The 19765-nt window shown below is 69.7% G+C and carries 16 protein-coding genes and 1 pseudogene; 9 read left to right on the forward strand and 8 right to left on the reverse strand.

Features of this window, described 5'->3' with window-relative positions:
• Positions 1 to 12 precede the first annotated feature (12 nt).
• Positions 13 to 768 carry an ABC transporter permease gene (locus tag ACTOQ3_RS26380; protein ID WP_440086071.1) on the reverse strand — a complete coding sequence of 252 codons (756 nt, stop codon included), beginning with the start codon at positions 766 to 768 and terminating at the stop codon, positions 13 to 15.
• A gap of 164 nt (positions 769 to 932) precedes the next feature.
• On the opposite strand from ACTOQ3_RS26380, the gene ACTOQ3_RS26385 reads away from it, so the two are divergent.
• From ACTOQ3_RS26385 to chrA, 3 genes are read left to right on the forward strand one after another with little or no spacing between them, the layout of a single operon-like run.
• Positions 933 to 1544: a Chromate resistance protein ChrB gene (locus tag ACTOQ3_RS26385; RefSeq protein WP_440086045.1), complete on the forward strand. Its 612-nt coding sequence runs from the start codon at positions 933 to 935 to the stop codon at positions 1542 to 1544.
• Complete coding sequence (locus ACTOQ3_RS26390) at positions 1541 to 1972, forward strand: chromate resistance protein ChrB domain-containing protein (RefSeq protein WP_440086046.1); 432 nt, start codon at positions 1541 to 1543, stop codon at positions 1970 to 1972. Before ACTOQ3_RS26385 ends, ACTOQ3_RS26390 begins: the two co-directional genes overlap by 4 nt.
• 13 nt (positions 1973 to 1985) lie before the next feature.
• Positions 1986 to 3365: a chromate efflux transporter gene (gene chrA / locus ACTOQ3_RS26395; protein WP_440086047.1), complete on the forward strand. Its 1380-nt coding sequence runs from the start codon at positions 1986 to 1988 to the stop codon at positions 3363 to 3365.
• A gap of 151 nt (positions 3366 to 3516) precedes the next feature.
• Here the strand turns inward: chrA and ACTOQ3_RS26400 are convergent.
• Positions 3517 to 3828, reverse strand: a pseudogene (locus tag ACTOQ3_RS26400) (acyl-CoA dehydrogenase family protein); the annotation flags it as partial.
• An 85-nt stretch (positions 3829 to 3913) separates the two neighbouring features.
• Between ACTOQ3_RS26400 and uppS the strand changes: the two are divergent.
• Both uppS and ACTOQ3_RS26410 read left to right on the forward strand, forming a co-directional pair.
• Positions 3914 to 4648 carry a polyprenyl diphosphate synthase gene (gene uppS / locus ACTOQ3_RS26405; protein WP_440086048.1) on the forward strand — a complete coding sequence of 245 codons (735 nt, stop codon included), beginning with the start codon at positions 3914 to 3916 and terminating at the stop codon, positions 4646 to 4648.
• The gene (locus ACTOQ3_RS26410; protein ID WP_440086050.1) at positions 4645 to 6063 is read left to right on the forward strand and encodes an oxygenase MpaB family protein; all 1419 of its coding nucleotides are present in this window, start codon (positions 4645 to 4647) and stop codon (positions 6061 to 6063) included. Before uppS ends, ACTOQ3_RS26410 begins: the two co-directional genes overlap by 4 nt.
• Positions 6064 to 6528: 465 nt before the next feature.
• Here the strand turns inward: ACTOQ3_RS26410 and ACTOQ3_RS26415 are convergent, their stop codons facing one another.
• The 6 genes from ACTOQ3_RS26415 to ACTOQ3_RS26440 all read right to left on the reverse strand — a co-directional run bounded on the left by ACTOQ3_RS26415 (position 6529) and on the right by ACTOQ3_RS26440 (position 13476).
• On the reverse strand, positions 6529 to 7791 hold the full coding sequence (locus ACTOQ3_RS26415) for an ROK family protein (RefSeq protein ID WP_440086051.1): 1263 nt from the start codon (positions 7789 to 7791) through the stop codon (positions 6529 to 6531).
• Positions 7788 to 8687 carry a PmoA family protein gene (locus ACTOQ3_RS26420; RefSeq protein WP_440086053.1) on the reverse strand — a complete coding sequence of 300 codons (900 nt, stop codon included), beginning with the start codon at positions 8685 to 8687 and terminating at the stop codon, positions 7788 to 7790. The genes ACTOQ3_RS26415 and ACTOQ3_RS26420 overlap by 4 nt, the downstream gene beginning before the upstream one ends.
• 148 nt (positions 8688 to 8835) lie before the next feature.
• Positions 8836 to 10257, reverse strand: a complete 1422-nt coding sequence (locus ACTOQ3_RS26425) for a Gfo/Idh/MocA family protein (RefSeq protein WP_440086054.1) — start codon at positions 10255 to 10257, stop codon at positions 8836 to 8838.
• A gap of 22 nt (positions 10258 to 10279) precedes the next feature.
• Positions 10280 to 11170: a carbohydrate ABC transporter permease gene (locus ACTOQ3_RS26430; RefSeq protein ID WP_440086055.1), complete on the reverse strand. Its 891-nt coding sequence runs from the start codon at positions 11168 to 11170 to the stop codon at positions 10280 to 10282.
• Positions 11171 to 11179: 9 nt separating this feature from the next.
• The gene (locus tag ACTOQ3_RS26435) at positions 11180 to 12145 is read right to left on the reverse strand and encodes a carbohydrate ABC transporter permease (protein ID WP_440086072.1); all 966 of its coding nucleotides are present in this window, start codon (positions 12143 to 12145) and stop codon (positions 11180 to 11182) included.
• A gap of 50 nt (positions 12146 to 12195) precedes the next feature.
• A complete protein-coding gene (locus ACTOQ3_RS26440) occupies positions 12196 to 13476 on the reverse strand; it encodes an ABC transporter substrate-binding protein (RefSeq protein ID WP_440086056.1) in 1281 nt (426 codons plus the stop codon).
• A 720-nt stretch (positions 13477 to 14196) separates the two neighbouring features.
• Between ACTOQ3_RS26440 and ACTOQ3_RS26445 the strand changes: the two genes are divergently transcribed.
• The 4 genes from ACTOQ3_RS26445 to ACTOQ3_RS26460 all read left to right on the forward strand — a co-directional run.
• Positions 14197 to 15726 carry an RICIN domain-containing protein gene (locus ACTOQ3_RS26445; RefSeq protein ID WP_440086057.1) on the forward strand — a complete coding sequence of 510 codons (1530 nt, stop codon included), beginning with the start codon at positions 14197 to 14199 and terminating at the stop codon, positions 15724 to 15726.
• A 143-nt stretch (positions 15727 to 15869) separates the two neighbouring features.
• The gene (locus tag ACTOQ3_RS26450; RefSeq protein ID WP_440086058.1) at positions 15870 to 17318 is read left to right on the forward strand and encodes a family 43 glycosylhydrolase; all 1449 of its coding nucleotides are present in this window, start codon (positions 15870 to 15872) and stop codon (positions 17316 to 17318) included.
• 97 nt (positions 17319 to 17415) lie between these two features.
• Positions 17416 to 17742, forward strand: a complete 327-nt coding sequence (locus ACTOQ3_RS26455) for a hypothetical protein (protein ID WP_440086059.1) — start codon at positions 17416 to 17418, stop codon at positions 17740 to 17742.
• 1250 nt (positions 17743 to 18992) lie between these two features.
• On the forward strand, positions 18993 to 19765 hold a 773-nt coding region (locus ACTOQ3_RS26460; RefSeq protein WP_440086060.1), incomplete at its 3' end, for a family 16 glycoside hydrolase.

A 19765-nucleotide genomic window follows, 5' to 3' on the forward strand; every position in this document is an offset into this window, starting at 1 on the left:
CCGTCGTCCGCGTCAGCGGGGGCGTTCGGGGGGCGGTGTCGGCAAGGCGGCGGGGAGATCGTGGAGGCGGTGGGCGTCGTCGAACAGGGCGGTGCGAGCCAGACGTGCGGAGACCAGGGCGGCCAAGGTGGCGGCGGCCAGCAGCATGTACATCACCACGATCTGGTAGCGGATAGCGGTCAGCGGGTCCACGCCGGCCAGGATGAGGCCGGTCATGGCGCCCGGCAGGCTGATCAGCCCGACGACCTTGGTGGCGTCGACGGCGGGCATCACCGCGGTGCGCAGGGCGGTACGGGCGTGCGGGGCAAAGGCGGCGGCGTCCAGCGCCGAGGTGGGCTCATCCAGCAGCAGGATCTCCGGACCGGTGGCCAGCGCGCGAGCCAGGCCCAGGCGCTGGACCTGCCCCCCGGACAGGCCCTCGGTGGAGCGGGGCAGCAAGGAGGCACCCAATCCCACCTGCTCCAGCAGGTCGGCGGCGCGAGCGGCATCCAGGCCGGGACATCCCACGGCCAGCTCCTCGGCCACCGAACCGGTCAGCAGCACCATGTGCTGGGCCACCAGAGCGACCCGGCGGCGCAACAGCAGCGGGTCATGGCCACTCAGTGGCCGGCCGTCCAGCAAGATCCGTCCGGCGCTGGGTTCGGCGAGACGGTTGAGCAACCGCAGCAGGCTCGATTTACCCGCCCCGCTGGGCCCGGTCACCAGCGTGCAACATCCCCGCGGCAGGTGCGCGGAGATCTCGGCCAGGACCGGTGTGCCCCCCGCGATGCAGGCTGACCTGCTCCAGGACGAACCCTTCCTGCCCCATCCGCGCTCTCCTTGCCCTGCTTGGTCGTCGCGCCTGCGCCAGGTGAGTGCCGTGCCTACCCTCTTCCCCTTTAATAGTAACCGTGGTTACAGTGACCATAGTTACCGATACCAAGGAGTGCTTCGTGGATCATGATCCCTTGGCGCCGCCCGGCCAGGCAGGGCAGTGGGTGCTGCTGGCCTACCGGATCCCGCGCCAGCCCTCGGCGCCGCGGATCGCCGTCTGGCGCAAGCTGGAGCGGCTGGGGGTGGCCCGCCTCGGCGACGGCCTGGTGGCGCTGCCCGCCGACGCGCGCACCCGTGAGCAGCTCGACTGGATCGCCGAGGAGATCGGCGCCGCGGACGGCACCGCCACGGTCTGGCTGGCCACCCCCGCGAGCCTGGCCCAGGAGCGGGCGATCGCCGAGCAGATGCAGGCGGCTCGCCGGACCGAGTACCTGGCGGTCGTCGCCGCGGCCCGCGCCGTCGAGGGCGCCGGGGCGGGGGAGCGCTCGCGGGTGGCGGGCCGGTTGCGCGCGGAGCTGCGCCGCATCGGCCGCCGCGACTTCTTCGCCCCCGCCGAACGCGACGTGGCCCACCAGGCGGTTCGCGCCCTGACCTCGCCCGAGCAGGCGTCTGAGCAGGTTTCCGCCCGCCGCGGTGACGACCCGGTGGTGGGCAGGGCCGATGAGGACCCAGCGGCCGTCAGGGGCCAAGACGCCGAGACGGCACCGACTTCGAAGGCGGGCCCGCGATGAGGTGGGCGACCCGGGCGGGGGTGCACATCGACCGGGCGGCGTGCGCCTGGCTGATCCGCCGCCACCTCGACGCCGAGGCGCGCTTCACCTTCGTCGACGACCCGGCCCAGGTGCCATCTGAGGCGACCCCGTTCGACATGCGCGGCGTGAAGCTGTCCCACCACGGCGCCGACTGCAGTTTCGAGACGATCCTGCGCACCTACGAGCTGACCGACCCGGTGCTGTGGAAGATCGCCGAGATCGTGCACGAGGCCGACGTCGACGACGAGCGCTACGACGCCCCCGAGGCCCCGGGCCTGGACGTCGTCCTGCGCGGGCTGTCCATGGTCTGCGACGACGAGCGCGTCCTGGAGCTGACCGGCCCGCTGTTCGACGGACTGTACGAGTACTACCGGCGGGCGTTCCTGCTCGGCCGCCCACCCGCCTGAACCGGAGCACCCGATGACCACCAACCCGCCCACCACGACTTCCACCACCTCGGGGGACGTGATCCCGTTTCGCCAGGCGGTGCGCGCCTGGTTCGGCATCTCCCTGCAGACCTTCGGCGGCCCGGCCGGGCAGATCGCGGTCATGCAGCGCACCCTGGTGGAGGAGAAACGCTGGATCGGCCAGCAGCGTTTCAACCACGCCCTCAACTACTGCATGCTGCTGCCCGGCCCCGAGGCCCAGCAGCTGGCCATCTACGTCGGCTGGCTGCTGAACGGCACCCGCGGCGGCCTGGTGGCCGGCACCCTGTTCGTCCTGCCCGGCATGCTCGCGCTGCTGGCCCTCTCGGCCGTCTATGTCATCTGGGCCGACACCTCCGTGGTGGTCGCCCTGTTCGCCGGGATCGCGCCGGCCGTGCTGGCCATCGTGGCCCAGGCCGTCATCCGGGTCGCCAGGCGCTCGCTGACCCACCCGCTCTTCGTCGCCGTCGCGGTGGCCGCCTTCGCCGCGCTCGCGCTGTTCGCGGTTCCCTTCCCCGTCGTGGTCGCCGCGGCCGCGCTCATCGGCTGGGCGGTGTACAGGTTCCGACCCGCCCTGGTGAAGAAGGGCGGTGGCGGGCACGGCGCCGACGACGGGCCCGCGCCGCTGATCTCCGACGACGCGCTGCACCACGCCACCCCCAGCTGGCGCTCGGCGGGCAAGATCCTGGCCGTCGGGCTGGTCGCCTGGTGGCTGCCGGTGGCCGCCGTCGCCCTGCTGACCGGCACCGGCAGCGTCTTCACCACCCAGGGGCTGTTCTTCTCCGGCACCGCCCTGGTCACCTTCGGCGGCGCTTACGCGGTGCTGGCCTTCGTCGCCCAGCAGGCCGTCCAGACCTACGCCTGGCTCACCCCCGGTGAGATGGTGCGCGGCCTGGCGCTGGCCGAGTCGACCCCCGGGCCGCTCATCATGGTCGTGCAGTTCGTCGCCTTCCTGGGCGCCTTCCGCGATCCGGGCATGCTCAACCCCTGGGCGGGCGCGCTGCTGGGCGCCCTGCTGACCACCTGGGTCACCTTCGTGCCCTGCTTTTTGTTCATCTTCCTGGGCGCCCCCCACATCGAGCGGCTGCGCCACAACGCCGCGATCAGTGCCGCCCTGACCGGCATCACCGCCGCGGTCGTCGGCGTCATCGCCAACCTGGCCCTCTACTTCGCCCAGCACACCCTGTTCACCCGGACCTTCACCTGGGCCCAGGGCCCCTTCAGCGTCCAGCTTCCCGAAGTCGCCACCGTCAACGTCGTGGCGCTGGTCATCACCGCCGCGGCCCTGGTCATGACGTTCGCGCTGCGCTGGCCGATGCTACGCATCCTGGGCATCTGCGCGGCCCTGGGCATCGCCTCCCTCCTGCTGCCCTGAGCGGAACCACAGGCTGCCGTGCCCGATGACCGTGGGCTCTGCGCCGGGCGGACCGTCCATCACGGCCGGACCGCCCGGCCTTGGCTCATATCCACGCGGATCTTCATCGTCGTGATGACGGGGGCGGGTGTGGAGGTCGCGCGGGCGAGGTTCATCCGAGGATTCGGCGAGCCACCGCGCTGACGTGCAGTTCGTCGGGGCCGTCGAGGAGGCGGGCCATCCGGCCGGTGCGAAACGGCGCGGGCAGCGGGGTGTCAGGCCCGAGTCCGGCCGCGCCGTGAACCTGGATGGCCGCGTCGGTGACCTGCTGGATCATCCGGGCGGTGGCCACCTTGGCCAGGCCGGTCTCGACTCCGGCGTTCGACCCGGCCTCCACCAGGGCCACGGCCTCGAACACCGGCGGGCGGGTGGTCCTGTTCGCGAGCAGGGCCTCGAAGACGAGCGCTTGGACGAGTTGCAGGTCGGCGACCCGCGCTTCGCCGCTATCCGAGGGTCACGGCCCGCGACACCCGACGATACTTTCGGTAATGCTATAGTCACGCTTCGCTATGGAAATTATCAGCGGAGTGCCGCGTCATCTGGCTTGTGTGATGGATGGGAACGGGCGGTGGGCCACGCGGCGATCGCTGCCGCGCACCGCGGGCCACGAGGCGGCGGAGACGGCCGTGATCGACACCATCGAGGCGGCACGCTCGGCCGGTGTCGAGTGGCTGAGCCTGTACGCCTTCTCCACCGAGAACTGGCGGAGACCGGCGGGCGAGGTCGACATCCTGATGAGGCTCGTGCGCCGGGCCATCCGTAAGCACGCACCGGCGTTGCACGCGCGAGGTGTCCGGTGCAGATTCCTCGGCATGACCGATCCGCGGATCCCACCCCTGCTGGCTCAAGACATCACCGATCTGATGACTCTTACCGGTGACAACAGGCAGATGACGCTGACGATCGCCTTCGATCACGGGGGACGCCACGACATCGTGGAGGCCGCCCGTTCGCTGATCCGCGCCGCCGTACCCGCCGAGCAGGTCACCGAGGCCACCTTCGCCCGGCATCTTCCGTACTCCGACACGCCGGATGTGGATCTGGTCATTCGCACCTCCGGAGAGCAACGGATCTCCAACTTCATGCTCTGGCAGGTGGCCTACGCCGAATGGGTCTTCCCGCAGGTGCTGTGGCCCGACTTTCGCGCGACCCACCTCTGGGAATGCCTCGACGCCTACCGGCGGCGCCGGCGCCGGTTCGGCGATGTCCGCCAGCCGATCACCACGACGGGAGAGGGACTTTGACGAACCAGCCCACCGCGCGGGAGACCGTCGACGTCTTCGGTCCGAACTCGATGCTGCACCGCCTCGTCAACGAGGCACGCTGGGGCCTTGCGGTGACCCGCGCCACGGTTCTGGAAGCCGCGCACCCGCAGATCGGCGCGGCGCTCATCGGCAACTCGACATTCGTGACTCATCCGTGGCGGCGTCTGCGCAACACCGTGGTGAGCACGCAACGGCTGCTCGACCCGGATCGGCATGTCCGCAGCCGGGAGGCGGCTCGCCTCAACCGTCTGCACGCCCGCATCTCGGGCACCGACCCGCAAGGTCGCGGCTACGACGCGATGGACGCCGAAGCACGCGCCTGGGTGGTGGCGACCCTGTTCGAGTCGGCGGTGACGATGTACCGGCTGAGCGGTGAGTCGCTCGACGGGCCCGCCGTAGAACGGCTCTACACCGAGTTCCGAACGCTTCTGACCCTGCTCGAGGGCGACAGCGACCAGCTTCCCGCGACGTTGCAGGACTTCTGGCACTACTACGACGACATGATCGACCATCGTCTGGAGAGCACCGAGGCGGTGCGCGTCATCCTCTACCGGCTCTTCGCCAACGTGCCCGCACCGCCCCTGCTGCGCGGCCATCCCGCGGTGTGGGCCGCGGGCCGGGCTGTGGCAGGCCCTGTGGCCGCCGCGGTCACCATCGCCTCGCTGCCGGAATCCTTCTGCCGGCGTGTCGCCCTGCCTGACCTCCCAGGGACGCGGGCGCTCATGCACGGGGTCTACCTGACCGCCGGATTGGCTACTCGCCTGCTTCCAGACGGCTGGGTGCACACCAGCTCGTTCATGAGTCTGCTGGATCCCCACCACGGCGATGGGGCCGGGCCGTGGGCGGACCTGCGCCGCAAGGCCGGCCAGGCCGCGGCCATGCTCAGGCTCATCACCCCCGCTTCCGAGGAGGCCGATCAAGCCACACGCTCGGCTGACCGGTTCTTCGCCGAGGTTCTGGACCAGACCGGCGACGGCTACCTCGCCTGGCCCGACCTGGCCGCCATGGCCAGAGAGGTCGCCACTCGGCTCGACCTGGAGGAACGGGACGAGGAACGGCTTTACAGCGCCTACGCCGCCTGGTGGGGGGAGTTGCGGGCCGGTCTCGACGCCGACGGCGACGGGCGTGTCACGCGCCAGGAATACGCCGCCTCGGCCGCCTGCCTGCCCAGCTCCGGGCTGGTCAAGATCGCCGAGGTGCTGTTCGACGTCACCGACGTCGACGACGACCAGATGATCGGCGTCCAGGAGTATCAGGCATTGTTCCGCACGGCCTTCCACCGCGACCTGACCGGCAGGGGGGACAGCTACTCGCGCAGCGCCTTCGTCAGCCAGTTCCTGTCCTTCATGTCCGGGCAGCAGCACTCGGTCGCCTACACCTTCCTCCTGTCCTAGCTGGTCGGCATGATCGCGTTCGCTCACCGGCGGGAACGAGATCATGGTCGCGGCCGGGATCCTCGTCATCGTGGTGGCGGGAGGAAGTCCGGCACCGTTCGAAGGTCTCCGACGCCGCCGAACCGACGACCCAGCCGTCCCGCAGGAATTGGACGGACGTCCGTCGCCGGTTCACCACCCCCTCGGGACAGTGGCGGCCGATCACAGCGGGCGAGACCGCGTTGCGTCCGGTCTCGGCGATCCCGGTACCGCGCCCCGGGCCTACTCAGCGACCCGAGATGGAGTAAGGGCTCGGAAGATTGCTTCCTGGGATCATCGTGATCGTTTCTCGGGGGGGAGTGAGTTCCTTGCTCCGGGAGGGAAGCCGGCGGGATCCGCGCGGCTTTGTCGACCGCACCCTCGGCTACTGATGACTCACTTCCCCGCCGCCGGTTGTAGCCGGTGTACGGCCGGGAGGCGTTCGGCTCACGATGGCGGAGCGGAGGCGGCGTGCCATGGTTGGGATGATCGGCGGGTCAGCCAGTCGGTAGGGTGTTGCCTGACCTGGTCGATGGAGGTCAGGGCGGCGCCGATGGCGGCGGCGTCCGGGCCGAGCAGGGCGGGCCGGACCGTGATGGGTGCCCACGCGGCGCTGAGGACACGTCGGTCGATCTCCACTCTGACGTTCGTGGTGAGCCAGGACGCCAGGAGGGAGAAGCTGCCGCCCAGCAGGACGGTGTCGATGTCGAGGATGTTGAGCATGTCGGCCAGAGCGATGCCCAGCGTGGTGCCGGCGCCGTCGAGCGCGGCGAGGGTGGCGGGGTCACCGGTCTCGGCGCGGTCGGTGATGGCGATGTCGGGCGTGGTGCCGGCGGGCGCGGGTTCGTCGCCGAGGATCGCGGGGAGGCTCGCGTACGCCTGCAGGCAGCCGCGCGAGCCGCACGGGCAGGGCTTGCCGTCGGGGTACACCGCGACATGCCCGAGTTCGCCGCTCCAGCCGCGGGCGCCGCGCATGAGGTGCCCGTCCAAGACGATGCCGGCGCCGATACCGAGCCCACCGGAGACGTAGACGAAGCTGCTGAGGGTGTTGTCGCTGGCGTACAGCTCGCCGAGTGCGGCGAGGTTCGCCTGGTTGTCGACGGTGAGCGGTAGATCAAGGGGGTCGAGGGCGGCGCGCAGCAGTGCCTCGGCGTCGACGTCGCGCCATCCGAGCTCGGGCGCGGACCGTACGATGCCGGCGTGGACGGGGCCGGGGACGGCCAGGGTGGCGGTGACGACGGTGAGGTCCTGCGCAGCTGCGGCCTCGATCGCGGCACGGGCCATGTGTGCCAGGCGGGCCAGCACGTCGGGGGCGTCGGCTCCGGCGTACGCCGAAGGGGCGAACGCGAGATGGCGGACGGTGCCGGTGAGATCGACGACGCAGGCCGCCAGCGCATCGGCGCGGATGTCGAGCCCGAGCCCGGCCGGTCCCCTGCCGGACAGGGTCAGGCCGACGCGGGGACGGCCCGCGCGCCCGTTGTGGGTCAGGCCTGTTTCGGTGATGAGCTGACCGGCCAGGAGGTCCTCGGCGATGCGCGTGATGGTGGGGCGGGTCAGGCCGGTGACCGTCGCCAGCTCGGTGCGGGAGATGGGGCGTCCGGCGGCGACGATGTGCCGGAAGATCAGTTCGAGGTTGAGGGTGCGCAGGTTCTCCTGCCGGACGGGACTTTGCGGTTGCCGGGGCCGGCTCGGCCGGATGTTTCCGGTCATGTCGCCGCCCGGGCAGTGACGGCGAGCCCGGCGGCGGCTGCGGCAGAGAGGGCGCCGTCGGCCACCACGGCGGCGACGTGCCGCTCGACGCTCTCACCTGGAGCGAGCGTGAACGGCTCGTCCCAGGTCAGCGACGAGCAGACACCGAGGTAGTCGCGAGCGCGGACGAACCACCTGTTTCGCGCGGTGACCTCGTCCGCGGGGGTGAAGACCATCGTCCAGGGGCGTCCGTCGTGGTCGGTGCCGGTGACGGCGACCCAGTCGGCGCTGTGGCCGTGGACGTGGGGGAGGTCCGTACCGGCCGGGCTAAGGACCTGGGCGACGCCGGTGACGGCGGGGCCGCGCCAGAAGACACCGCCGTATCCGGCGCCGGTCCGGCCCAGCGCGGCCGGGCTGCGAAACGTCAGCGGCCGTTCGGCGGCATTGGTGAGCCGGGTCCGGATGCCGAGTGACCAGGCGGTCTCGCTCAGCATCCGGCAGGTGATCGAGCGTCGCTCCCGCAACAGTGTCGCCTGCTGGGCGCCGATCCACTGGAGGGTGTGGTCCAGCTCAGTGCTTGTGCGGCGTGTCCAGCGCTGGTGGCGTTGGGTGCCGTGGTTGTCCAGCCAGGCCGGGCCGTGGCCCGCGACGAAGGTGCGGCCACCCCAGAAGTTGCAGCCGTCTAGCTCGGGGAAGGCGACGCTGATCCCGAACTGGTGGGTGTGGGAGTCGGGGGCGGCGTCGGTGACGGTGACCCCGGCCAGCGTGCGTACGGGATGCAGGTAGGGCCGCGGCGACGCGGACAGGGGGATGTCGGGCCCCCATACGTACCGGGCGACGTCGTGTCCGCGCAGGCGCAGCACGGCGACGCCTCGCGGCTGGTCGGCGAGCACCGGGTGTACGCCGGGAGCATGCATGATCGTATCGCCGTCTCTCTCCGCCTCGACGAGGCCGAGGGTCCATCCCCAAGGTCGCTGTGTTTGTCGAGCGTACGACAATTCTCGGTGTCACCAGGCTCGAGAGTGGTGGGTGGTCAAGGCCCCTGCCCCATGATCGAGGCGTTGTTCAGCGGCGATCGGCCGCGGGAGCCGGTGACAGCCCGAGGTCGTCGAGGCACACCGCCTGCGCGGTGCGCAGCGACTCGTTGCCCGCGATGCCGACCATGACGCTCGCCGCGCCGTCGGCGAATCCGGCCTGCCGGTGCAGCGGGTCCCCGGCAGGAGTGCGGAACACATCGTCGAGCAGCATCGCGTCGCCTCCTCCGTGTCCGCCCCGGGCGGTGGGAATCGGTACCAGCATGGCGCGCTCCCAGTGGCGTTGCAGGAGCAGCCGCGCCCCCCTCGTGCGCGGCTGCTCCCGCCCATCACGGTGGTCATCCTCGGCGGCGCCGGGGTCCGCGACGGCTTCTGCGGTCCGGGAGACGGCGCGCGGGGCGGTGGCGGCGCCGATCGTCGCGCCGGCCGTGTCGGGTTCGACGTGCGCGCGCTCGACGACGTCGAGTTCGATGCGCCCCTCGGTTCCGTTGATCGCGACACGGTACCCCTCCCATGGGCTGTGCGCGTGCAGGGTGTATGACATCGACGCGCCGCGACGGTAGCCGACTACGACATTGAGGTTGTCTTCGATGGTGATGCCCTCGGAGAAGACGTCGCGGTCGCGGGTGTAGCCGTCCAGGTGTTCGCCGTCGTAGTAGAGCCGGCGCAGCCGGTCGTCGGCGAGGATGTCGAGCGCGAACGGGTCGGCTGAGCCGACGGCGTCCCTGCTGCGCTCCGGCCGCGGCCCCAGGCCCCGCTCGCGGGCGTTGTCGGCGCCGTAGAAACGCAGGCCGCCGCGGGCGAACACGACGGCGGGCGTGTCGGCCAGCCACCAGTTGACCAGGTCGAAGTGGTGGGTCGCCTTGTGGACCAGCAGGCCGCCGGAGACGGCCTTGTCGCGATGCCACCTGCGGAAGTAGTCGGCGCCGTGCACGGTGTCCAGGCACCATTCGAACGCCACCGAGGTGACCTCGCCGATGGCGCCGTCAGCGAGGAGCCGGCGCACCAGGGTGTTGCGCGGCGAGTAGCGGTAGTTGAAGGTGACGGTTAGCTGCGCGGTACTCGCGGCGAGCGCGTCCTGGATCTGCCGCAGCCCGGCGACGTCCACGGTCAGCGGTTTCTCCACCACCACGTCCGCGCCGTGGCGCAGCGCCTGGCTGATGTAGTCGGCGTGGGTGGCGTCCGGTGAGGTGACGACCACGACGTCGGGGCGCTCGCGCGTGAGCATCCGCCCGAACCGGTCGGCGGGGTGGTGGGAGATCCGCAGATCCGGCCGGGCTTCGGCGACGAGGCGGTCATAGTAGGCCATGCGCACCTCGTTGGTGTCGCAGAAGGCCACCGGGTACCCGACGTCGGCGTACGGGCCGAGCAGCGCCTCCAGATACATGCGGGCGCGCGATCCGGTGCCGACGAACGCGTACCGGCGTCCTGCCGGTCCCTGATGATGGGGCATGAGCGGGAAATCCTCCCAGATGCTATTTCAGGCCGGTGGTGGCGATGCCCTTGACCAGGTACTTCTGGCCGGCGATGAAGAACCCGATGACCGGGGCGAGCGACAGGAAGGACATGGCGAACATCTGCCCCCACTGCGACTGGCCTTCGGAGTCGATGAACTGCCGCAGGGCCAGCGGCACGGTGTAGAGCTCGGAGTCGGTCAGGTAGATCAGCGGGCCGAAGAACTCGTTCCACACCGAGATGAAGGTGAAGATCGCCGTGGTGGCGAACGCGGGCAGGCACAGCGGCATGATGACTTTCCAGAAGGTGCGAAACGGTCCGCAGCCGTCGATGCGGGCGGCGTCGTCGAGTTCCTTGGGCAGGGCGCGCATGAACTGCACCATCAAGAAGATGTAGAACGCGTTGGTGGCCAGGAAGTTGGGCACCAGCAGCGGGTAGTAGGTGTTGAGCCAGCCCAGGTTGGCGAAGACGATGTACTGCGGCACCAGCAGCACGTGACCGGGCAGCATCATGGTGCCGAGCATCAGGGTGAAGAACAGTTTGCGGCCGGTGAACTTCAGCCGGGCGAAGCCGTAGGCCGCCAGCGAGCAGGAGACCAGGTTCCCGACGATGCTCAGCACGACGATCACCAGCGAGTTGACCAGATAGACGGTGAACGGCTGCTCCAGGGCGGTCCAGCCGTCGATGTAGTTGCTCACGTCCACCGTGGCCGGCCACAACGACAGATCGGTGAAGATCAGCTCGTCGGGTTTGAGCGAGCTGGAGATCATCCACAGCAGGGGGTACATCATGACCGCGCCGACCAGGCACAGCAGTATGTGCTTGGCGTACCGGGATCGGCGGGTCCTGCCCACGCGCTCGACGAAGCTGTCCTCTTCCGGCGAGGGCGGGGCCGGGGTGGCGATCGACATGACGTGACCTCAGTTGTCGTAGAAGACCCAGTACTTCGCGGCCAGGAAGTTGATCGCGGTGAACGCCGCGATGATCACCAGCAGCATCCAGGCCATGGCCGAGGCGTAGCCCATGTTGAACTGGGAGAAGCCCTGCTGGTAGAGGTACAGGTTGTAGAACAGGGTGGAGTTGGCCGGTCCGCCGGTGCCGCCGCTCATGATGAATCCCTGGGTGAAGGTCTGAAAAGACGAGATCAGGGACTGGATCAGGTTGAAGAAGATGATCGGGCTCAGCAGTGGCAAGGTGATCGAGCGGAACCGCTGCCACCGGGAGGCGCCGTCGATGGCGGCGGCCTCGTAGTACATGCCCGGGATCTGTCGCAGCCCCGCCAGGAAGATCACCATGGGTGAGCCGAAGGTCCAGATGTGCAGGACGATCAGCGTGGTCAGGGCGTAGTCAGGGTCGGACGTCCAGCCGGGGCCCTCGACCCCGAACCAGCCGAGAAACCCGTTCACGACGCCGTCGAGGCCGAAGATGTAGCGCCACAGCAGGACGACGGCGACGCTGCCGCCGAGCAGGGAGGGCAGGTAGAAGATCGCCCGGTAGACGGGCAGCCCTCGGACGCCACGGTTGAGCAGCATGGCCACTGCCAGCGCCGCGACCAGAGACAGCGGCACCGACACGAACGTGTAGATGAAGGTGACCTTCAGCGACTGGTGCAGCACCGGGTCGCGCAGCATCTGCGCGAAGTTGTCCAGGCCGGCCCACCGTGGCGTGTTGAGGAGGTTGTAGTCGGTGAACGCCAGGTACAGGGAGGCGAAGAACGGGATGACGGTGAACAGCATCCCGGCGAACCAGGGCAGCAGGAACAGATAGCCGGCATGGTCCTGGGGCGGCTTGGAGCGCCGCCGCGGCCCACCGCGCCGGGCCGCCTCCTGCTGGTTCGCGGGCCCGGGCGCGGCGTCCGCCGGCGTGTTGGGGATCGAGCGATCCAGAAGGGCGCGGCCCGGCGCGCTCTCCTCGCCCGGCGGGCGTCTCGCGTGCGTCACCCGCCGAGCGCCTTCCTGCCCGCCTCGACGATCGCGGTGGCGGCCTGCTGGGGGGTCTGCCGCTTGAACTCGACCTCGGCGGCGATCGACTCCAGGGTTGAGGCGATGCTGCTGGCACCCGGAGGGTAGGCGTAGGCGCGCGGCAGTTCCTCCTTCTGCAGGCGGACGAGGTAGTCGGTGGCGACCTGGTCGTCGGGCGGCAGGGACGCCTTGATCTCACCGGCCACCTTCGTGTTGGCCGGCACGCCCCGGGTGGTGCCGGTCGCTCTGGAGGCGTCCGGGTCGTTGATGAGGAAGTTGAGCAGTTTCAGTGTCTGGGCGGAATGCTTGGAGGCGGCCGCGATCGACCACAGTGCCGGGGTGTCGATCGACTGCCCGCGCCGCTTGCCGGTGGTTTCGCCGGGCATCCGGAGCAGGGCCAGGTTGCCGCCGGCCGCAGCGTTGTAGGCCAGGAAGTTGTTGGTGGGGATGATCTGGGAGGCCACCGTGCCCTTGGCCAGATACGACTGCTCGGCCGAGGAGCCGACGTTCTCGAAGAAACCGGCGGGCGGGTAGCCGCCCTCGTCCCGCATCGCTCCGAACATCTCGAACCAGGCGACGATCGTGGCCTCGCTGACGCCCAGCTTGCCGTCCTCGGTGAAGAACTCCTCCCCGCGCTGGCGGGTGAAGGTGATGACGTTGGCCAGAGTGTCGGCGTCGAATCCGGTGCCGTAGACCTTCTTGCCGCTGGCCGTGGAGATCTCTCGCGCGAAGGTGGCCAGGTCCTCCCAGCTCCAGGTATCGCCGTCCGGGATTTTCACGCCGTACTTCTCGGTCACGGTCTTGTTGACGACGAAGCCGAGGGTGTTCAGGCCGGAGGGGATGCCGAAGACCTTGTCGCCGACGGTCGACAGCGACCGGGCGCCCTCGCTCAGCCCGGACAGGTCGACGGCGCCGGTGTGCGCGTTGAGGTCGAGCAGTGCTCCCCGGTCGGCGTACTCGCGCAGGCTGTCCATGCGCATCATCATCAGATCCGGCGGATTGCCCGCGGCGAAGCGGGTCGCCAGCTTGTCCTTGTACGGGCCGCTGTCCTGGTATTCGGTCTTCACGGTGACGCCGGGGTTCTTCTTCGTGAAGATGTCCAGCGCGGCCTGGGTCTTCTGCGCTCTGGCGGCGTCACCCCACCAGACCATGTTCAGTTGAACGCCACCGGCCCCGGGATCGGCGCCGCCACCGCCGAATCCACGGCCGCAGGCGGTCAGGCCCAGGGCGAGACCGGACAGCCCGGCCGTTCTCATCAGATCGCGGCGGCTTAATCGGGCGCCGGCCATTCGTGCGGGTCGATCGGTCATCGGAGCGCAGTCCCTTCGCGAGGTGCCGGTGAGCCGGCGTCACGGCGTGTGGTTTCTGGGGGGTGTCGGGTCATCGGGCCGGCCCGGGAGGGACGCGGGCGTGTACCGGCGCGGTGACGGTGAGGGAGGCGACGCGGGTCGGCGTACCTTTGACGGCCGGATCACGGCGGGGGTCGGCCGTGCTCCAGGGGTCGTGACGCGTGCCGCCGCCCGTAGAAGCGGGGCGGGCAGGTCGCTCCCACGGTGGTCGTTCGCGTCTTTCCGACAGCGGCGACCCGCGGTGGCGGGGCGCACGCCTGATGTCGAAAGTCACGTTACGACAGCGTTTCAGGTTACGTCAATCGAAGAAACAAATGATTACCGAAAGCCATTGACTCTAATTACCGCTCTCCTTACAGTGAGGGCGCGCCTCCCGTTGTCGAGGGCTTTGTCAACATTTGCGCCTTATCGATGCGGTGAAGCCACGTGCAGTTCTCCGTGACATCGCCCCGGCCTCCGAGATCCCCTCAGAGGCAGACCGGGCTCCTCAACGTCACCACCGCACCGGCCCCACGCGGTGAACGTCACGACGGACCGCCCGGCCGTCACACCACGACGTCCGGCCTCGGCCGGTGCCACGGATCCGCCGTGCCCCAGAGCCACGCCCCCGGAAAGGAAGACCACCTCGTGACATCGTTCGCCCCACCCCTCCGCCGCCGCCGCGGCGGCACCGCGGCGGCCGCCGCGGCCCTGCTGTTACTCGCGGCCCTCGCCATCATCGCGATCATCACCCCCGCCGGGGCCTCGGCCGGCGAGGCACCCGTCGCCGGCGGCGTCTACCAGCTCGTCGGCGACCAGAGCGGCGCGTGCGCCGAGATCGAGGATCACGGGACCGCCAACGGTGCCAAGCTGCAGCAGGGTGCCTGCGCGGCGGCCACCGCCACCTGGCAGCACTTCCGGGTGGTCGCCTCCAGCGGGGGCCGCTTCAAGCTCGTCAACGTCAACAGCGGCCGCTGCCTCGACGTGACCGGCGCCAGCTCCTCGCCCGGCACGCAGATCCAGCAGTGGGGCTGCGGCAGCGGTGACAAGCCCAACCAGCAGTGGACCTTCACCGGCCAGGCCGGCGGCCTCTACCAGATCGTCGCCACCAACGGCCTGTGCCTGGCCGGCTCCTCCGGCGGAGCCGTCACCCAGCAGACCTGCGCCACCGTCGCCGGCCAGCGCTGGACGTTCCAGCGGCCGACCACCCAGAACCCCACCCCCACCCCCACACCGACGCCGACCCCCACGCCGACCGGGCCCCGGACCTGGCCCTCCACCCCTGACGGTTTCGCGGCCCTGCCCGGCCTCGGCCGCGGGCCCACCACCGGCGGCGCGGGCGGTCAGACCGTCACCGTCACCAACCAGACCGACCTCAACCGCTACGTCACGGCCGTCGAGCCGTACATCATCAAGGTCGCGGGCACGATCGACATCACCCCCAAGGGCACCGAACTGCGGGTGGCCTCGAACAAGACCGTCATCGGCGTCGGCACCAGCGGCGAGATCGTCGGGGGCGGCTTCTTCCTCAAGGCCGGCGTCAGCAACGTGATCATCCGTAACCTGACCATCCGCGACACCCGGATGCCCGATGACGACCCGGGCGATGACTCCTACGACTACGACGCCATCCAGATCGACACCGCCGACCACATCTGGATCGACCACAACCGGCTGACCAGGATGAACGACGGACTCCTCGACAGCCGCAAGGACACCACGAACCTCACCGTGTCCTGGAACCACTTCGCCGAGAACAACAAGACCTTCGGCATCGGCTGGACCGACAACGTCACCTCGCAGATCACGATCCACCACAACTGGTTCCAGAACACCAACTCACGCAACCCCAGCGCCGACAACATCGCCAACCTGCACCTGTACAACAACTACCTGCAGAACGTCACCGGGTACGGCCACTTCGTGCGCGGCCTGACCAAGGCGGTCATCGAGAACAGCTACTTCGACACCGTCAAGGACCCCTACTACGTCGAGGCCGGCGAACTGGTGCAGCGCGGCAACACCGTGGTCAACAGCAACTGGGGCAGCGGCAAGGTGAAGGAGAAGGGCACCGCCTTCGACCCCAGGAGCTTCTACTCCTACACCCTCGACCCCACGGCCGACGTGCCGAACCTTCTGCGGGCCTACACCGGCCCGCAGGCCAACATCGGCACCTGAGGAACGCTGAGCCGAGCCTCGCACAACGGCGTGCGAGGCTCGGCCCGCCCGGCGGCGGGGATGACCCCGCCGCCGGGCGGCTCCTCCAGCGCCCCGCGTCTTGCCGGCCTCGATCCGTCATACGAACACGAAGCGGTGAACAGATGAGCCCTTGGCAGCCTGACCTGGGGGATGGCACCTACCGCAACCCGGTGCTGAACGCCGACTGGTCCGACCCCGACGTCATCCGGGTGGGACATGACTTCTACCTGACCGCCTCCAGCTTCTCCAAGGTGCCCGGCCTGCCCATCCTGCACTCGCGGGACCTGGTCAACTGGACCATCCTCGGCCACGCCCTGCCCCGGCTGGAGGGTCTGACCACACCGGAGCCCGGAGGCCGGGTGTGGGCGCCTTCCCTGCGCCACCACGACGGCCGATTCTGGATCTTCTACGGCGACCCCGACCGGGGCGTTCACGTCGTCACGACAAGCGACCCGCGCGGCCCATGGAGCAGCCCCCACCTGCTCAAGCCCGGTCTCGGCCTCATCGACCCGTGCCCGTTCTGGGACGACGACGGCAATGCCTATCTCGTCCACGCGTGGGCCAGGAGCCGCGCCGGGGTGAACAACCGGCTGACGTTGCACCGCATGAGCCCCGACGGACAGCGGTTGCTCGACGACGGGCAGGTGATCATCGACGGGGACCTGCTACCGGGCTACCGGACGTTGGAGGGACCCAAGGTCTACCGGCGTGACGGGTACTACTGGATCTTCGCGCCGGCCGGAGGTGTGGCCCGCGGCTGGCAGTCCGTCTTCCGCTCCCGCGACATCGCGGGGCCCTACACCGACCGGATCGTGCTGCGCCAGGGCGGCACCGATGTCAACGGCCCGCATCAGGGCGCCTGGGTGGACACCGCGGACGGGTCCGACTGGTTCCTGCATTTCCAGGACCGCGGGCCCTTCGGGCGGGTGGTGCACCTGCAACCCATGCGCTGGGCCGAGGACGGCTGGCCGGTCCTGGGCGCCGACGGCGAACCCGTGCCCGGCGGGAGCAAGCCTGTCGGCGGGTTCCCGGCGGCCGTGACGGCCACGAGCGACTCCTTCCAGAGCTTCCTGTTGCGGCCGCAGTGGCACTGGCCGGTCAACCCCAGCCCCGACTGGTGGCGCGTCGGAGGCGGGACGCTGGCGCTGGCCTGCCTGCCCGGTCCCGACGACCTGCGCGAACGCGGCACGGTGCTGGCACAGCGGTTGCCCGCCGCGCCGTTCGCGGCACGCACGCGACTAACGCTGCGGGCCGGGCTCGGCTCGCGGGCCGGGCTGGTGATCTGCGGAAACGCCTACGCCTGGCTCGGAGTGGAACTCACCGCCGACGGACCCATGCTGGCCTGCCGCGCGGCCGGGCCGGGAAAACCCGAACGCGACCTGGTTCCCCCAAAGCCCCTGCGACAGCCCGAAGCCGAGCTCAGCGTCGAGGTGGACACCGGCGGACGATGCCGTTTCGGCACCGGAGGGATCTTCGACGCCGTACCGGGACAGTGGGTGGGCGCCGTCCTCGGCCTGTTCGCCGCGGGAAAGGCGGGATGGGCGAGTTTCCGGCGCTTCGACGTCGAGTAGTCGAGTAACGGAGAACGGGGAACAGCCGGTCGGCTTCTCTTCGGCGGCCGTCCACCCGACAAGGAAAACGTCCGGGACCGGCCCCAGCATGCCGACCATGACCGACGACACCGTCATCAACGAGCCGTCCCTGACCGCCGGCGAAGTCGAGATGCTGCTGTTCGCCCTCGACCGTTCCCGCGCCACGTTCGCCTGGAAGACCGGCGGCCTGGACGCCGCCGCCCTGAACTCAATTCCCACCCACAAGTGCGAAGAACACGAAATCATCGCGCTCCCGCCCGAGGACACACGGGAAGCACCCCGTCCTCGCATCGACGAGAGCGCGGGACCATCCCCGCGGGCACGGGGCCGCCCCCGACGCGTTCCTCCGCTCTCCTCGCCGACCCTTACCCACGGCGCGGGACGTGCGGGCCGGTCATCGTAAAGTGATCTTGAACCCCTCACGCTCTGGGGGACGACCCTTCAGACCTCCTCATCTGGGACGCGGACATCGCCGGGAAAGCGCTTACCGCATTTAAGCACAGAGCGGGGACGAGGAGAAGCTCTCCGTTGCCGCGACGAAGCCGATTCATCATCCGGCCAGGTCAAGCCGCATTCCCGGCCCTCGCCCGGGGCGGGTGCGCCATGGGAGTCCCATCGCGGGCGCGACGGGCTGCGGCACGGGGAACCGCACACCCCGCCATCGCCGCAACGCCGCGGCAGGTGACACCGGCAGGCTCCTTGACCGCGAGCTCGTACCGCGGAGTCATGCGCTCCGACGGTGCGGCCGCGACGTGTGCGGCCGGCCGCAAGAGCGGGCTGAGGTCTGCGCGCCCGCGGCGACCACGCGCACCCCCTGGCCTTGACCTGCGACGACAGGAGCGCATCCGAGGTCGAAGCCGCGTTACGACAGGGTGTCGCTTTAGGGTAATCCGCGAAACAAATAGATAACCGAAAGCCATTGACTCTAATTAAGGTGGCTCCTTACAGTGAGGGCGCATCCCCGAACCGCGTGAGGGCATCGCCGGGATCCCTTCCCTCACCACTGGCCGGTGTGCCACGTGAGATGCCTCACCGCCGAACCGCGATGACGTGCCGGATCCCGGCCGGCCGTAACGCGTGTCGAACGGCACCGCATCTCCGCCACTTTCTTCGCCGGTCCTCATCATGTGCCCGACGCATCAGCGTCAGGCTGCTCGAAACCCCCCGGCACCGGCGGCCGCACCCCTGTCACGCCACGTTCCAGAACCGATCAACCCGATGTCTCACCAGGTCGTCCCCACGAGAAAGGAACAGAATGTCGTGAGACCGATCACGCCTCCCCGCAGCCGAGTCACCGGCCCGTAGACCACCCTCGGCACCTGAACCGGCGTAGCCCCTGCCTCGCGCGTATCGAGCACCCAGAGTGACCGCAGCAGCTCAACGCTGCTCTGATCATCCGCGACGGTGCTCGACGCCTCCTCGGCACCGCCCAGTCATGGACGAACATGCCCAAAACCTGTGGACCCGTAGCCGGGCCTGCGAGTACCGCAGCACCAGCCCAGGCTCAGGCGTCACAGGCAACGGGCTCGACCTCTCACCGGCCGCCCGCCAGGCCGTCAGTTACACCACACAGCACTACCTGTCCGGCGTCGACGGCTGGAACCCGGCCGGATCGCCACGAACAGATCCCCTCCGTTCACAGGAAGGCAGACCGTGAAGTTATCCGCGCCATTTCGTCATTGCCATCGCTGGCGTGCGACCGCGCTGGCGGCGGGGCTCACCGCCCTGGCCGTCGTGGCCGTCACCACCGGCACCACCGTCGCCCCGGCGAACGCCGCCACGGCGTTCAGCGACGATTTCGAAAGCGGCTCGCTGAGCGGCTGGTCGAAGTCCGGCGGCGACTGGTCCATCGTGACCGACGGCAGCAAGGTCCTGCGCCAGGCCAACGCCGGCAGCGGCAACGCCCGCCAGTTCGCGGGCCCGGGAACCGGCTGGAGCGACTACACCGTCCAGGCCAGGGTCAAGCCGTTGAGCCTGGGCGGCAACGCGACCGTCGGCCTGCTGGCACGAGCCGCGTCGGCCACGAAGTTCTACCGGCTGGCCCTGCTGCCCGGAAACAAGGTGCAACTGCAAGCGGTCAACGGCAGCTCCTACACCGTGCTCGGCACCGCCTCCCGCACCGTGACGGCAGGCACCTGGTACACGCTGTCCATCACCACCAGTGGATCGACCGTCAGTGCCAGCGTCGACGGCACACCGTTCGCCACGGCCACCGGTTCACTGGCCACCACCGGCCGTATCGGCCTGCAAACCCTGTCCTCCTCGGCCGCGTTCGACGACGTGCTCGTCACCACCGGCGGTCCGTCACCTTCGCCCACACCCACCCCCACCCTCAGCCCCACGCCGAACCCGCCGGGCGACACGCTGTACGTGGCGCCGAACGGCACGGACAGTGCGGCCGGGACGGAATCGGCCCCGACGACGCT

Origin of the sequence: Streptosporangium sp. LJ11 (assembly GCF_051918945.1) — a bacterium.
In the GTDB taxonomy this organism is placed as follows: Bacteria; Actinomycetota; Actinomycetes; order Streptosporangiales; family Streptosporangiaceae; genus Streptosporangium.

Bases quoted from the DNA above. Each gene is read 5' to 3' on its own strand.
- uppS (WP_440086048.1), top strand. From the start codon at position 3,914: ATGGAAATTATCAGCGGAGTGCCGCGTCATCTGGCTTGTGTGATGGAT.
- ACTOQ3_RS26420 (WP_440086053.1), bottom strand. From the start codon at position 8,687: ATGCATGCTCCCGGCGTACACCCGGTGCTCGCCGACCAGCCGCGAGGC.
- ACTOQ3_RS26425 (WP_440086054.1), bottom strand. From the start codon at position 10,257: ATGCCCCATCATCAGGGACCGGCAGGACGCCGGTACGCGTTCGTCGGC.
- ACTOQ3_RS26430 (WP_440086055.1), bottom strand. From the start codon at position 11,170: ATGTCGATCGCCACCCCGGCCCCGCCCTCGCCGGAAGAGGACAGCTTC.
- ACTOQ3_RS26415 (WP_440086051.1), bottom strand. From the start codon at position 7,791: ATGACCGGAAACATCCGGCCGAGCCGGCCCCGGCAACCGCAAAGTCCC.
- ACTOQ3_RS26455 (WP_440086059.1), top strand. From the start codon at position 17,416: ATGACCGACGACACCGTCATCAACGAGCCGTCCCTGACCGCCGGCGAA.
- chrA (WP_440086047.1), top strand. From the start codon at position 1,986: ATGACCACCAACCCGCCCACCACGACTTCCACCACCTCGGGGGACGTG.
- ACTOQ3_RS26390 (WP_440086046.1), top strand. From the start codon at position 1,541: ATGAGGTGGGCGACCCGGGCGGGGGTGCACATCGACCGGGCGGCGTGC.
- ACTOQ3_RS26450 (WP_440086058.1), top strand. From the start codon at position 15,870: ATGAGCCCTTGGCAGCCTGACCTGGGGGATGGCACCTACCGCAACCCG.
- ACTOQ3_RS26440 (WP_440086056.1), bottom strand. From the start codon at position 13,476: ATGAGAACGGCCGGGCTGTCCGGTCTCGCCCTGGGCCTGACCGCCTGC.